The organism is Nonomuraea sp. NPDC050540 (assembly GCF_044457485.1).
Classification (GTDB): domain Bacteria; phylum Actinomycetota; class Actinomycetes; order Streptosporangiales; family Streptosporangiaceae; genus Nonomuraea.
In genome coordinates, this window is record NZ_JBITHA010000016.1 from 47367 (window position 1) to 60608 (window position 13242).

The window sequence follows — 13242 nt, forward strand, 5'->3', positions numbered from 1 at the left end:
CATGCGGCACCTCTCTTAGAGCGACGTTCTAGGAGATTGTTCTAGAAGGGCGGTGCGCTGTAAATGGGGCACGTGTGAAAAAATGCCGCGGTGAAGGGTGCGTTGTTGGTGGCGGGGACGACGTCGGACGCGGGCAAGAGCGTGGTGACCGCCGGCATCTGCCGGTGGCTGGTCCGCCAGGGTGTGAAGGTGGCGCCGTTCAAGGCGCAGAACATGTCCCTGAACTCCTTCGTCACCGCCGGGGGCGCCGAGATCGGGCGGGCGCAGGAGGTTCAGGCGAGGGCGGCGCGGCTGGAGCCCGTCGCGGACATGAACCCCATCCTGCTCAAGCCGGGCAGCGACCGGCGCAGCCAGGTGGTCCTCATGGGCCGGCCGCTGACGGACGTGGACGCGCTGGAGTACGGGGCGCTCAAGGACATGCTGCGGGAGAAGGCCCTGGAGTCGCTGGAACGGCTGCGCGCCGCCCACGACGTGGTGATCTGCGAAGGGGCGGGCAGCCCGGCCGAGATCAACCTGCGCGCCGGTGACATCGCGAACATGGGCCTGGCCAGGGCGGCGGGGCTGCCGGTCGTGGTGGTGGGCGACATCGACCGGGGCGGGGTGTTCGCCGCCTTCTACGGGACGGTGGCGCTGCTGGACGCCGCCGACCAAGCCCATATTTCCGGATTTATCGTCAATAAGTTCCGCGGAGCGGTCGAACTCCTGCAACCCGGGCTGGACACCCTCCACACGCTGACCGGACGCCCCGTCTACGGCGTGCTGCCCTGGCTCGACGGGCTCTGGCTCGACGTCGAGGACTCCCTGGCCCTGGACAACCGCCGCGTCGTCACCCGCGGCCCGTACGGCAGGCAGACCCTGCGCGTGGCCGTGGTCAGGCTGCCCCGGATCTCCAACTTCACCGATCTGGACGCCCTGGCCGCCGAACCCGGCGTGGTCGTCCGCTTCGTCACCGACCCCGCCGAACTGGACGACGCCGACCTCGTGGTGCTGCCCGGCTCCCGTGCCACGGTCTCCGACCTCGCCTGGCTGCGGGAGAACGGGCTGGCGCGTGCCGTACAGGAGAGAAAGGGACCGGTGCTGGGCATCTGCGGTGGCTTCCAGATGCTCGCCCGCGACATCCACGACGGCGTGGAGTCCGGCGCCGGCCACGTCCCGGGGCTCGGGCTACTCCCGGTGACCGTCACGTTCCGGCCGGAGAAGACGCTCGCCCGTCCCACCGGCCTGGCCTACGGCCAGCCCGTGAGCGCCTACGAGATCCATCACGGCGTGGCCACCGTCGAGGGCGGCGAGCCCTTCCTGGACGGCTGCCGCGTCGGCGACGTCTGGGGCACCACCTGGCACGGCGCCCTGGAGAACGACGGCTTCCGCCGCGCCTTCCTCGCCGACGTGGCCGCGCGCGCCGGGCGCGCCTTCGCCCCGGATCCCGGCGTCAGCTTCGCCGCACTGCGTGAGGAGCGCCTGGACGCCCTGGGCGACCTGGTCGAACGGCATCTGGACGTCGGCGCGATGATGCGCCTCATCGAGCACGGTCCGATCGACGCTCCGCTTCTGCCTCCGGGGGGTACCAGGCGTCCCGGGACGCCAGGTGGAGGATGAGGGCGGCGATGTTCCAGGCGTCGTCCTCGCCCCGGTGGTGCCGGCCTTCGAGCGGGAGTCCCGCGATGGTCAGCGCCTGGGCCATGCCGGGGCGTTTGCGCAGCCCGTGGGCCGCGGTGAAGGGCAGCTTGGCGTTGGTGTGGTCGCGGGAGAAGGGGTAGCGGGTGCCGGTGGCCGCGCACTGACGGGTGAACTGCTTGCGGTCGTAGTCGCCCCAGCTCGCCCAGGGGCGCGATCCCGCCCGGTGGTCGGCGGCCAGGACACGGCAGGCCTCGGCGAACGGCACGCCCTGCCCGACCTCGTCCTCGGTCAGGCCGGTCAGCTCCGTGCAGAACGGGCCGACGGTGGAGCGGGCCGGCTTCACCACGATGCCGTGCCTGCTCACGCGCTCGCCGGCCGCCAGGTCCACGACGGTCAGGCCGATCTCGATGATCTCGCTGACCATGCCCGGCGGCGGGGAGCCGGGCCAGCAGGTCGCCTCGACGTCCACGACATTGAGGAAATGGTCCATGGCAGGCCAGCGTAGAAGTCCTCCTACGGCTGGCGCACCTGATATCCGGCGGCGCGGAAGTGGAAGGAGGCCCACGAACGGTAGGGGCGCCACGAGTCGGCGATCTTCCGGTAGGCGGTGGGCGGGGCGTCCTCCGGCAGGCCGTACGCCTCGCGCAGGATCGCGAACAACCGGGGCTCGTCACCGGGGAAGGCGTCCGGCGCGCCCGCGCCGCGGATCAGGATGAGCCCGGCCGTGAACGGCCCGACGCCGGGCAGCGTCCGCAGTTCCGCGAGCGCCTCGGACGGCGGCAGGGCGCGCAGGTGCTCGGTGGTGAGGACGCCGTCGAGCGCGGCCCTGGCCAGGTCGTGGATCCACTCCTCCTTGCGTACGGGCAGGCCGAGCCCGCCGGCCTCCACCAGGGAGATCGGGGGAGGGAAGGCCACGCAGGGGTGGCCGCCGACGTCGAGCGTGGCGCCGTACCGCTCGGCGATGCGCTGTTTGACGCGCGCGGCGACGTGCATCGAGGAGCGCTGCACGATCACCGCCCAGCACGCCGCCTCCCACGGGCTCCAGAAACACACCGGGCGCAGCCCGGGACGCAGGCGCAGGACGTCGCCGAGCACCGGGTCGGCGGCGGCGAGCGCGGCGAAGCCGGTGCCGTCGACGTCGAGGGAGAGGATGCGGGCGATCTCGGCGCGGATCGCCGGGCCGGCCGGGCGGCTGGTCTCCACGGCGACGCCGCCGGGCGCCGCGCGCACGCTCACGCCGATGGGGCGCCAGTCGGACTCCGCGTTGTAGGCGAAGCGCAGGGCCGTGCCGTCGCTGGGCGCGAGCGTGCTGGTGGCGGGCCAGTCCTCGACGAAGCGCAGGGTCTCGGCGAAGTCGAAGGGGCCCTCGGCGGCGAGGGTGAAGCCGTGCGTGCTCATACGGACATGGTAGTAAGCTCCCTGAATTGGGATTTCACCAGCAGGGAATGAGGAATTGTTGATGGACGGTGACCGGGAATTCGTGCAAAAGGAGCTGCAGCGGCTCCGTGACAGTATCGACAATCTCGACGCCGCCCTGGTGCACCTGCTCGCGGAGCGGTTCAAATGCACGCAGGAAGTCGGGAAACTGAAGGCGGAATACAGCCTGCCGCCCGCGGATCCCGAGCGCGAGAAGCGGCAGATTACGCGGCTGCGCAGCCTGGCGGAACAATCGAAACTCGACCCGGTATTCGCGGAGCGCTTTCTCAATTTCATCATCGCCGAAGTCGTGCGTCACCACGAGCTGATCGCGAACAACCGGGCCCGCCGGTCCTAGCCTGCCACCTTCTGGGCGGCGATCCAGTTGTCGATGCACTCCCATTGGTCGTAGAGCCAGCGGATGCGTTCCTCGCGTTCGCGCGGGATCTCCGCGGCCGGCACCCGCCACCACTGGGCGGTGATCTTCGCCTCCAGGGGGAGACGGCGCCAGATGTCGCCGACGGTGACGAGGTCGTCGAGGCCGGTGTGGGCGACGAAGATGACGTCGGCCGACGGGCAGGCCTCGATGGCCGCGATCGCGCCGCCCGGCCGGGGCGGCAGCAGGTGGTCGAGGCCGCGCGCCCGCTCGGCCTCGGCGGCCAGGCCCTTCTCCTCCAGGCGGCGGATGGCCAGGCGCCGGCGGCGCGGGGTGAAGTTGCCGCCTTCGGGGAAGATGACCAGGGCGTCGTGGTCCTCCATGGTCGAGGACAGGCGGGTGATCTCGTCCAGGATGCCGCTCTCGGTCACCCGGCGCGGGACGAACGCGTTGGGCAGGCGGTTGACGAGGACGTCCAGCGAGGGGTCGTACTGCAGGGCCGCCTTCATGACGATGCGCGGCTTGCGCCGGTACAACGCCAGCAGGTGGTGGACCAGCAGGAAGCTGTCGCCGGGGCCCGCGTGGCGCGAGAGCACGATGACCGGGCGGGTCAGCCGGGCGGCCTGCTCCTGTTCGGTCAGCGGGGGTTCCGCGATGGTGACGGTCAGGCGGAAGACGCGTTCCGCGGTGCCGTACACGCGGGCGAGAAACCATTTGATCAGCGCGTAGTGGCGCGTCTGGAACTCGTCCCTGCGCAGCCGCCCGCCGAAGCCCGCGGCGACCCACAGCGCGAAGCAGGCCAGCAGCGCGCCGCACTCCAGCACCAGCCACGCCGCCGCGAACCAGATGAGCCGCACCCCGCGCCGCTGCGGCGGCGGCAGGCGCAGCGAGGCCACCGCCACCACCACCAGCCAGAACGGCAGCGTGACGACCACCACGACGGTCAGCACGATGACCAGGGGCGCGAGGATGAGGCGCCGCAGAATGCGTGGGGGCACGCCCTCATCCTCCTCTTGAAGCCAAATATCGGGAAGAAGCCTTGTAAGCGCGCTCGACATAAGCCGAAATAAGCGAAGCGTCCCGATAGCGGAGCGGAGAGACCGGCTCCGGCGCGCCCGCCGGCAGCACGTGCACCTCCACGCCTGGCGGCAGGTTCGCCATCTCCTCGGCGAACCGGTGCCGCCGCGCGATCTCGAAGGCCACCATCCCCACCTCCCACGGCCGCGTCGGCGCGCTGAGCGGGCGCTCGATCCGTCCGACATGAAGCACGAAAACCCGACGGGCCCCCAGATGTACGGCCCGCCCGACCGGAATGCTGTGCACGAGCCCCCCGTCGAAGAAGTGCTCACCGCCCACGTCAACCGGCGGCAGCAACCCCGGCACAGAGCACGAGGCGAGCACCGCGTCCACCAGCGGCCCGCCGGTGAACCAGTGTGCCGCCGCCCTCTCCACCGAGGCCGCCACGCACTGGAACGGCACCGCCAGATCCTCGATCCGCTCCACCCCGAGCGTGGCCGCCAGCATCCGCCGCAGCGGTCCGGCCGGATGCAGGTGGGTGCCGGTCCTGGCCAGGGTGGACAGCCGCGAGACCCATGAGCCGGCGAAAGCCGTACGGACCACGTCGGACGACCACAGGGTGGTCAGCCGTTCGACCGCGCGGTCGGGGTCGGCGGCCAGCACCGCGCCGTTGATCGCGCCGATCGAGGTGCCGAGCACCACGTCGGGGCGCACGCCCGCCTCGTCGAGCGCCCTGAGCATGCCCACCTCGTGAGCGCCGAGCAGCCCGCCGCCGCCGAGCACGAATGCCGTCTCCACGAAGGCAACATTATTGCCGGAAGCCGGAAACCAAGCAGTCTCCGCGACTGCCGGACTCGTGCGATGACGACGGCCCGGCGGCGGAGGAGCATCCGGGACATGACAGCAGTCGTGGAGGCCGAAGGGCTGACGAAGTACTACCGGGCGCGCCGCGGCCTGGAGGATCTGACGCTGGAGATCCGTCCCGGCGAGGTCTTCGGCTACCTGGGCCCGAACGGAGCAGGGAAAACGACCACCATCCGCCTGCTCCTCGACGTGATCCGGCCGACCAGGGGCACGGTCCGGGTCCTCGGGTACGGCTCCCGCGAGCCCGCCGCCCGCGCCAGGATCGGCTACCTGCCCGGCGAACTGGTCCTGGAGGGCCGCGAGAAGGCCCGCGACTACCTGCGCTTCCTGGGCCGGATCCGCGGCGGCGTGCCGTCCAAGCGGATCGGGGAACTGGCCGAGCGGCTCGACGCGGACCTGTCGGTGCCGATGCGCAAGCTCTCCAAGGGCAACAAGCAGAAGGTCGGGCTCATCCAGGCGTTCATGCACGAGCCGGAGTTCCTGATCCTGGACGAGCCGACCAGCGGACTCGACCCGCTGCTGCAGCGGGAGTTCCTGTCGATGGTGCGCGAGGTGCGCGTGTCGGGGCGGACCGTGCTCATGTCCTCGCACGTGCTGGCCGAGGTGGAGCAGGTCTCCGACCGGGTCGGCATCGTACGGGAGGGCCGCCTGGTCGCGGTGGAGGACGTCGCGGCGCTGCGGGAGAAGGCGGTGCGCCGGGTGGAGCTGCACTTCGACGCGCCGGTGCCGCCCGAGGCGTTCGCCGGCCTGCCGGGGGTGCGGGAGCTCAGCGTCCGCGGCGCCGCGCTGGCCTGCACGATCGACGGCCGTCCCGACGCGCTGATCAAGGCCGCCGCGCGCTTCACCGTCGTGCACCTCGTCAGCTCGGAACCCGACCTCGAAGAGATCTTCCTGACCTACTACAGCGAGGCGTCATGATCGCCAAGGCTCTGGGCGAGTACCGCAGGTCGCTCGTCGGCTGGTCGGTCGGCATCAGCCTGTTCCTGACCATGTACATCAGCATCTACGCCAGCCTGCGCGAGGACCCCGAGACCCTCAGCAGGCAGGCGCTGGCCAAGTCGCCGGGGGCGCTGCGCGACATCATGGGCGGCATGGAGGACATCGCCACCGCCTCCGGCTACCTCCAGACCGTGGTCTACCAGCTGCTCGTCCCGATCATGTTCATCGTGTGCGCGATGATCCTCGGCAACCGGGCCATCGCCCAGCCCGAGGAGTCCGGCACGCTGGAGCTGACGATCACGCTGCCCGTCGACCGCAGGCGGCTGCTGCTGGAGCGCTACGCCGCGATGGTCGCGGCGCTCCTCCTGGTCGCGGCGATCACCTTCGCGGTCCTCGTGGCCGTCGCCCGGTCGATCGACCTCGGCGTCGCCGTGGACCGCATTCTCGCCGCGCACACCGGAGTCTTCCTGCTCGCCGTGTTCTTCGGCACGGTCACGGTGACCGTGGGCGCGGTGACCGGCCGCAAGGCCCCGGCCATGGCCGCCGTCGGCGCGTGGGCGGTCGCCGGCTACATGGTCGTGACCGTCGGCAGGAACGTCGAGGCGATCTCCTGGCTCAAGTGGCTCTCGCCGTTCCACTACTACGCCGAGGGCAGGCCCGTCTACCAGGGGCTGCCCACGTGGGACTACGTTGTGCTGGCGGGGGCGGCGGTCGTGCTGGCGCTCACCGCGGTCCTCGCCTTCGACCGGCGCGACGTAGGAGTCTGACGGGCAGATGGACGAGCCGCTGCGGCGCCTCGTGGCCGAGCACGCCGCCGCGGGGCGGCTGCCGGGCCGCGCGGCCGTCGAGGAGTGCCGCGCGATCGGCGAGAGCGCCGCCGTGCGCGGCGTCCCGCTGCGCGTGCTGGTGGACGACGCGCTCGCCGCGGCCGACGGTACGGCGGCGCCCGCGCTGCGCCGGCTGGTCGCCGCGCTGATGGACGGCTACGAGGCGGCCCAGCACGCCGCGCTGCGCAGCGAGGAAACGGCCCGCAAGGAGTTCGTGGACGACCTGCTCCAGGGCCGCGCGGAGCGCCTGGCCGAGCGGGCCGAGCACTTCGGGCTGCGCCTGGCCGAGTCGTACGTGGTGGCCGTGGCCAGCGGCATGGAGGACGGCGACCAGGACCGGATCGAACGCGAACTGGTCGCCAGGTTCGGCTCGCACAACATCCTGGTGGCCGCGCGCGAGTCCCTGCTGGTGTGCGTGTCACCGGCGACGCTCCCGGCCGCGGTGGGGGAGTTCACCCACCACGTGCGGGCCAGGTTCGCGCCCGGCTGGCGGGTGGCGGTCGGGCGGGCGCAGCGCGGTCCGGGCGGCGTCGTCACCTCCTTCAGGGAGGCCGAGCGGGCGCTGGAGCTGGCGGGCCGCCTCGGCCTGGCCGCCCCGGTGGTCAAGGCCGCCGACCTGCTGGTCTTCCCGGTGCTCCTGCGCGACAGGGCCGCCATCGAGGACCTGGTCAGCAGCGTCCTCAGCCCGCTGCTCGGCGCGCGCGGCGGCCACGAGCCGCTGCTGGAGACGCTGGCGGCCGTCTTCGCCGTGCATGGCAACCAGGCGGCGGCCGCGCGCCGGCTCGGCGTCAGCACCAGGACCGTCACCTACCGGCTGGAGCGCATCCGCCGCCTGACGGGCTTCTCACCGGACGAGCCGACGCAGCGGTTCACGCTGGAGACGGCGGTGCTGGGGGCGCGGCTGCTCGACTGGCCGCCGGCGTGATCAGCTGAGGTCCCGACCCGTCCTCGCCGACCAGGTGGCAGGCCACCGACCCGCCCTCCACCCGCCGCAATACCGGCTCCTCGGTACGGCAGCGCGCCTCCGCCACCGGGCACCGCGTATGGAACCGGCACCCGGAAGGCGGATCGGCGGGCGAGGGCAGCTCTCCGGAGAGCACCACGCGGGTCCTGGCCCGCTGCGCGTCGGGATCGGGCCAGGGCGAGGCTGACAGCAGCGCCTGCGTGTAGGGGTGACGGGGCGCGGCGAGCACTCGGCCGCTCTCCACGATCCGGCCCAGGTACATGACGGCCACGGTGTCGGCCAGGTACTCCACGGCCGACAGGTCGTGGGTGATGAACAGGCAGCCGAAGCCCAGGTCGCGCTGCAGGTCGGCGAGCAGGTTGAGTACGGCGGCCTGCACGGAGACGTCCAGCGCGCTGGTCGGCTCGTCGGCGATGAGCAGGTCGGGCCCCGAGACCAGGGCGCGGGCGATGCCGACGCGCTGGCGCTGGCCGCCGGACAGTTCGTGCGGGAAGCGGGCGGCGATGCGGGCGGGCAGGCCGACCTTCTCCAGCATCTCGTGCGCGCGGGCCGCCCGCTGCCGTCCCGGCACGCGCTCGCTGCCGACGCGCAGCGGCTCGGCGACGATCTCGCCCACCCGGAAACGGGGGTCGAGCGAGCCGGCCGGGTCCTGGAAGATGATCGACACCTTGTGGCGGTGGGGGCGCAGGCGCCGCCTGCTCAGGGTGGTCACGTCCACGCCGCCGAGCAGGATCCGGCCGGAGGTGGGCTGAAGGAGCCGTACGACGCAGCGGCCCACGGTGGACTTGCCCGAGCCGCTCTCGCCGACGAGCGCGACCACCTGGCCGCGGTCGACGCGCAGGCTCACTCCGTCGACCGCGCGTACCCGGCCGAAATGCAGCACCAGATCCTCTACTTCACACAACGCACTCATATTTCGGCCCTTATGCAGGCGACTTCGTGGCCTTCGCGACTACGGAGCCGAGGGCGGTCCGTCAGGCACTCGGGTACGGCCAGCGGACACCGGTTGGCGAACGTGCACGCGTCGGGCGAGCCGGACAGCACGGGGACCATGCCGGGGATCTCGGTCAGCCGCCGGCCGGTTCCGGCGGGCACCGCGCCCAGCAGGCCCCTGGTGTAGGGGTGCAGGGGACGAGTGAAGATGGCGCGGGCGGTGCCCGACTCGGCGACGCGGCCCGCGTACATGACCACGACGCGGTCGGCCGAGTCGGCCACCACGCCCAGGTCGTGGGTGATCAGCAGGACCGCCGTGCCGAGCCTGGAGCGCAGGTCGCGCAGCAGGTCGAGGATGGCCGCCTGGATCGTCACGTCGAGCGCCGTGGTCGGCTCGTCGGCCACGATCAGCCTGGGGCCGCAGGCCACCGCCATCGCGATCATCACGCGCTGGCGCATGCCGCCGGAGAGCTGGTGGGGATAGTGGCCGAGGCGTTCGAGCGGACGCGGGATGCCGACCAGGTCGAGCAGTTCCGCGGCCCGGCGCGCGGCGGCCTTCCTGGAGGAGGAGGTGTGCGCGCGGACCGCCTCGACGATCTGCCTGCCGATGGTGAAGACCGGGTTGAGCGAGGTGGCGGGCTCCTGGAAGACGTAGGCGATGTCCTTGCCGCGCACCGAGCGCAGCAGGTGGGCGGGGGCGCCGACCAGCTCCGTGCCCTCGAAGCGCACCGAGCCGGTCACGGCCGCGGTCGGCGGCAGCAGGCCGGTCAGCGCCATCGCCATGACGCTTTTGCCGCAGCCCGACTCGCCCACCACCGCGAGCACCTCGCCGGGCCGCACGTCGAAGGAGACGCCGTCCACGGCCCGCACCGGTCCGTCCTCGGTGCGGAAGCCGACCGACAGATCGGACACCTCGATCATCGGCGGCTCTCCTTCGGGTCGAGGGCGTCGCGCAGCCCGTCGCCGACCAGGTTGAAGGCGAAGGCGACCAGCAGGATCGTGATGCCCGGCACGACCGCGGTCCAGGGCGCGGTCGAGCTGTAGGACTGGGCGTCGGAGAGCATCGTGCCGAGGCTCGGCACCGGCGGCTGCACGCCCAGGCCGAGGAAGGAGAGCACGGACTCCCCGATGATCGCGATCGGGACGGCCACCGTGGCCTGCACGATGATCGCGGAGGTGGCGTTCGGGAAGACGTGCCGGGTGACGATCCAGCCGTCGCGGGCACCGGCCGCCACGGCGGCGTCCACGTAGTCGAGCGCCTTGATCCGCAGGGTCTCCGAGCGGGTGACCCTGATCATGCCGGGGATCTGGGTGATGCCGATGGCCAGGGCGGCGTTGGTGAGCGACGGCCCGCGGATCGCGGCGAAGCCGACGGCCAGGATGAGGAACGGGAAGGCCAGGACCAGGTCGGTCAGGCGGGAGACCAGGCCATCGAAGGTCCTGAAATATCCGGCGACGAGGCCCAAGGGGACGCCGATGCCCACGGCCAGCAGCACGGACAACACCCCGACCTGCAGGGAGGCCCGCATGCCGTACATGATGCGGGAGAGGATGTCGCGGCCGAGGTCGTCGGTGCCGAGGAAGTGTCCGGGCGAGCCGGGCGGGCGGAACAGGCCGCCGAAGTCGGCGCGGTCGAAGGCGTGCGGCGCGAGCCACGGCGCCAGCAGCGCGGCCCCCACGCCGATCACGAGGACGAGCAGCCCGCCGACGGTCAGGGGATTGCGCAGGAGCCTGCGCACGGCCCTCATGCGACCCTGATCCGCGGGTCGATGACCGAGTAGAGCAGATCGACCAGGAGGTTGATGACGATGTACGCGGTGGCGGTGACCAGCACCACGCCCTGGATGATCGGGTAGTCGCGCTGGAAGACCGCGTCGACCGTCAGCTTGCCGAAGCCCGGAATCGCGAAGATCCGCTCGGTCACCACCGCGCCCGAGATCAGCACGCCCAGTTGCAGCCCGGCGATCGTGACCACCACGATCAGGCTGTTGCGCAGCGCGTGCACGCCGATCACCTGGCGTTCTGCCAGGCCCTTGGCCCGCGCCGTCCGCACGTAGTCGGCCGACAGCGCCTCCAGCATCGACGCCCTGGTCTGCCGCATGATCACCGCGGCCAGGCCGGTGCCCAGGACCACGGCGGGCATGACCATGCGGTGCAGGTTGCCCAGCGGGTCGGTGAAGAACGGGACATAGCCTGAGGCCGGGAACAGGCCGAGCGCCACCGACAGCCACAGGATGCCCATCAGGCCCAGCCAGAAGTTCGGGATCGACAGGCCGAGCAGGGCGAAGCCGTTGGCGACCCACTCGGCGGGGCGGCCGCGCCGTACCGCGGCGACGACGCCCGCGAGCACGCCGATGAGAACCGCGATCGCGAGCGAGAGCAGGGCCAGCTCCACCGTGACCGGCAGCGCCTGGGCCAGCATGTCGCGCACCGGCAGGCCGGTGCGCAGGCTCGTGCCCAGGTCGCCGGTGACGCTGGTCGCGACGTAACGGGTGTACTGGACGAGAAGCGGCTGGTCCAGGCCGTACTGCTCGCGGATGGCGGCGAGCAGTTCGGGCGTGGCGTCCTCACCGGCCAGCGCGCGCGCCGGATCGCCCGGCAGCGCCCGCACGCCGGCGAACACCACCACGGTCGCCAGCAGAAACGTCACCGCCGACTCGGCCAGCCGCCGGAGCAGGTAGCGCCGCATGTCACGACACGAAGCCGGCGAAGGCCACGCGGACCAGGCCGTCCGCGAACCCCTGTACGCCCGTGAGCCGGGCGCTGACGCCGGTGATGTTGCGCTGCCGGTAGAGGTAGATGAGCGGGTTGTCGCGCTGGAGCAGTTCGATCACCTGCGCGTAGGTTTGCGCGCGCTCGGCGGGCTGGAGCTGTTCGCGCGCCTTGTCCAGAAGGGCGTCGACCTGCTCGTCGCTGTAGCCGGCGACGTTCTGCGCCGCCTGGGTGCGCACGAACGGCGTGAGGTTGGCGTCCGCGTCCACCCGCCCCGACCACCCGATCTGCAACGTCTCGTAGTCGCCGGCGTCCTGCAGGTCGAGCAGCGAGGCGAACTCCGCCGCCTGGATCTCCATCTCGAACCCGCCGTCCTTCACCATGGCCTGGAGCGTCTGGGCCAGGCGCAGGTTCAGCGGCGTGTTCGTGACGGCCATCTTGATCTTGTACGGCACCGCCGCCCCCGCCTCGGCCAGCAACTGCCGCGCCTTGGCCGGATCGTGCGGCCGGCATTGCTGGGCCCGCTCGCTCGTATAGGGCGAGTTGGGCGAGACGGGCGAGCAGGCCGTCCGGTAGAGCCCGCGGAAGACGGTCTTGACCAGGGCGTCGCGGTCGATCGCGTGCTCAAGCGCGATCCTGATGCGGGCGTCCTTGGCGATCGGGGTGCCGAGCGTCTTGGGCGGTTTGCCCAGCCCGTCGGTGTTGCCGACGTTGACGGTGAGCGACTGGTAGCCGAGCGAGTCGGACTGCAGCACCCGCAGGTTCGGGTCGGCGCCGAGCTGGGGAACGTCCTCCGGCGAGATCGTGTCGGCGACCTGGGCGTCGCCCGAGCGCAGGTTGGCCGCCCTGATGCTGCCGTCGGTGATGATCCGGTAGACGAGCTTGTCCAGCTTCACCTTGGCCGCGTCGTAGTAGTTGGGGTCCCTGACCAGCTCGATGCTGCTCTGCGGGACCCGCGAGGCGAACTTGAACGGCCCGACGCAGACCGGGCCGGCGGCGAAGTTCCCCTGGAGCGCCTTGGGCGACATCACCATGCCCGCCCGGTCGGCCAGGGCCGCGGTGAGCGGGGCCGTGGGGCGTTCGAGCGTGATGGTGACGGTCCGCGGGTCGGTGGCGCGCACGGCCGTGATCGGCCCAAGTTCGCTGCGGCGCGAGGAGGTCTCCAGCGTGAGGTGCCGGTCGAGGCTGCGCTTGACCGCCTCGGCGTCGAGCGGCGTGCCGTCGGCGAACCTCACTCCGGCGCGCAGGGGGATCGTGTAGGTCCTGCCGTCGGGGCTGATGCTCGGCAGGGCGGCGGCCAGCTGAGGGATGACCTGGACCTTCTCGTCGACGTCGTAGAGCTTCTCGCACATGGCGTGGAAGATCTGCCGACTGACCAGCGAACGGCTGAGCGTGGGATCCAGGTGGTCGGGGTCGGCGTTGAGCGCGAAGGTGAGCGTGCCGCCCGCGCGCACGGGGCCGGTGGAAGGGGCGGGGCTCTGGGGCTGGACGGGTTGGATCGAGGAACAGGCGGCGACGGTCAGCATGGCCGCCACCATGGGGATCACGGGTCTCATGGGGGCCTCCCGTGACCACGA

General features: G+C 71.8%; 14 protein-coding genes. 5 read left to right on the plus strand and 9 right to left on the minus strand.

What is annotated here, in order from left to right:
• Positions 1 to 90 precede the first annotated feature (90 nt).
• Positions 91 to 1596 carry a cobyric acid synthase gene (locus ACIBI5_RS40345; RefSeq protein ID WP_397254893.1) on the plus strand — a complete coding sequence of 502 codons (1506 nt, stop codon included), beginning with the start codon at positions 91 to 93 and terminating at the stop codon, positions 1594 to 1596.
• On the opposite strand, the gene ACIBI5_RS40350 is transcribed toward ACIBI5_RS40345, so the two are convergent.
• Complete coding sequence (locus ACIBI5_RS40350; RefSeq protein ID WP_397254895.1) at positions 1517 to 2107, minus strand: exonuclease domain-containing protein; 591 nt, start codon at positions 2105 to 2107, stop codon at positions 1517 to 1519. The genes ACIBI5_RS40345 and ACIBI5_RS40350 overlap by 80 nt on opposite strands.
• Positions 2108 to 2130: 23 nt before the next feature.
• Positions 2131 to 3015 carry a DNA-3-methyladenine glycosylase family protein gene (locus ACIBI5_RS40355; protein ID WP_397254897.1) on the minus strand — a complete coding sequence of 295 codons (885 nt, stop codon included), beginning with the start codon at positions 3013 to 3015 and terminating at the stop codon, positions 2131 to 2133.
• A gap of 61 nt (positions 3016 to 3076) precedes the next feature.
• On the opposite strand from ACIBI5_RS40355, the gene ACIBI5_RS40360 reads away from it, so the two are divergent.
• Positions 3077 to 3391 carry a chorismate mutase gene (locus ACIBI5_RS40360; protein ID WP_184959739.1) on the plus strand — a complete coding sequence of 105 codons (315 nt, stop codon included), beginning with the start codon at positions 3077 to 3079 and terminating at the stop codon, positions 3389 to 3391.
• Here ACIBI5_RS40360 and ACIBI5_RS40365 read toward each other — a convergent pair.
• Together ACIBI5_RS40365 and ACIBI5_RS40370 are read right to left on the minus strand one after the other, a co-directional pair.
• A complete protein-coding gene (locus ACIBI5_RS40365; protein WP_397254899.1) occupies positions 3388 to 4407 on the minus strand; it encodes a 1-acyl-sn-glycerol-3-phosphate acyltransferase in 1020 nt (339 codons plus the stop codon). The genes ACIBI5_RS40360 and ACIBI5_RS40365 overlap by 4 nt on opposite strands.
• 4 nt (positions 4408 to 4411) lie before the next feature.
• Complete coding sequence (locus ACIBI5_RS40370; protein ID WP_397254900.1) at positions 4412 to 5224, minus strand: patatin-like phospholipase family protein; 813 nt, start codon at positions 5222 to 5224, stop codon at positions 4412 to 4414.
• A gap of 99 nt (positions 5225 to 5323) precedes the next feature.
• Here ACIBI5_RS40370 and ACIBI5_RS40375 point away from each other — a divergent pair, with 99 nt between their 5' ends.
• Genes ACIBI5_RS40375 through ACIBI5_RS40385 form a run of 3 tightly spaced genes read left to right on the plus strand, consistent with a single transcriptional unit; the run spans position 5324 to position 7981 of the window.
• Complete coding sequence (locus ACIBI5_RS40375) at positions 5324 to 6208, plus strand: ABC transporter ATP-binding protein (RefSeq protein ID WP_397254902.1); 885 nt, start codon at positions 5324 to 5326, stop codon at positions 6206 to 6208.
• Positions 6205 to 6996 carry an ABC transporter permease subunit gene (locus ACIBI5_RS40380; RefSeq protein WP_397254904.1) on the plus strand — a complete coding sequence of 264 codons (792 nt, stop codon included), beginning with the start codon at positions 6205 to 6207 and terminating at the stop codon, positions 6994 to 6996. Before ACIBI5_RS40375 ends, ACIBI5_RS40380 begins: the two co-directional genes overlap by 4 nt.
• A 7-nt stretch (positions 6997 to 7003) precedes the next feature.
• A complete protein-coding gene (locus ACIBI5_RS40385; RefSeq protein WP_397254906.1) occupies positions 7004 to 7981 on the plus strand; it encodes a PucR family transcriptional regulator in 978 nt (325 codons plus the stop codon).
• Here ACIBI5_RS40385 and ACIBI5_RS40390 read toward each other — a convergent pair.
• The 5 genes from ACIBI5_RS40390 to ACIBI5_RS40410 are packed head-to-tail and all read right to left on the minus strand — an operon-like array spanning position 7926 to position 13221.
• Positions 7926 to 8933: an ABC transporter ATP-binding protein gene (locus ACIBI5_RS40390; RefSeq protein WP_397254908.1), complete on the minus strand. Its 1008-nt coding sequence runs from the start codon at positions 8931 to 8933 to the stop codon at positions 7926 to 7928. The two genes, ACIBI5_RS40385 and ACIBI5_RS40390, sit on opposite strands and share 56 nt — an antisense overlap.
• A complete protein-coding gene (locus ACIBI5_RS40395) occupies positions 8930 to 9874 on the minus strand; it encodes an ABC transporter ATP-binding protein (RefSeq protein WP_397254910.1) in 945 nt (314 codons plus the stop codon). The genes ACIBI5_RS40390 and ACIBI5_RS40395 overlap by 4 nt, the downstream gene beginning before the upstream one ends.
• Entirely contained in the window at positions 9871 to 10692 is an 822-nt protein-coding gene (locus ACIBI5_RS40400) for an ABC transporter permease (protein ID WP_397254912.1), read from the minus strand. The genes ACIBI5_RS40395 and ACIBI5_RS40400 overlap by 4 nt, the downstream gene beginning before the upstream one ends.
• 5 nt (positions 10693 to 10697) lie before the next feature.
• A complete protein-coding gene (locus tag ACIBI5_RS40405) occupies positions 10698 to 11642 on the minus strand; it encodes an ABC transporter permease (protein WP_397254914.1) in 945 nt (314 codons plus the stop codon).
• 1 nt (position 11643) lies between these two features.
• Positions 11644 to 13221 (minus strand): ABC transporter substrate-binding protein, encoded by a 1578-nt coding sequence (locus tag ACIBI5_RS40410; RefSeq protein WP_397254916.1) that lies wholly within the window; start codon positions 13219 to 13221, stop codon positions 11644 to 11646.
• Positions 13222 to 13242 lie beyond the last annotated feature (21 nt).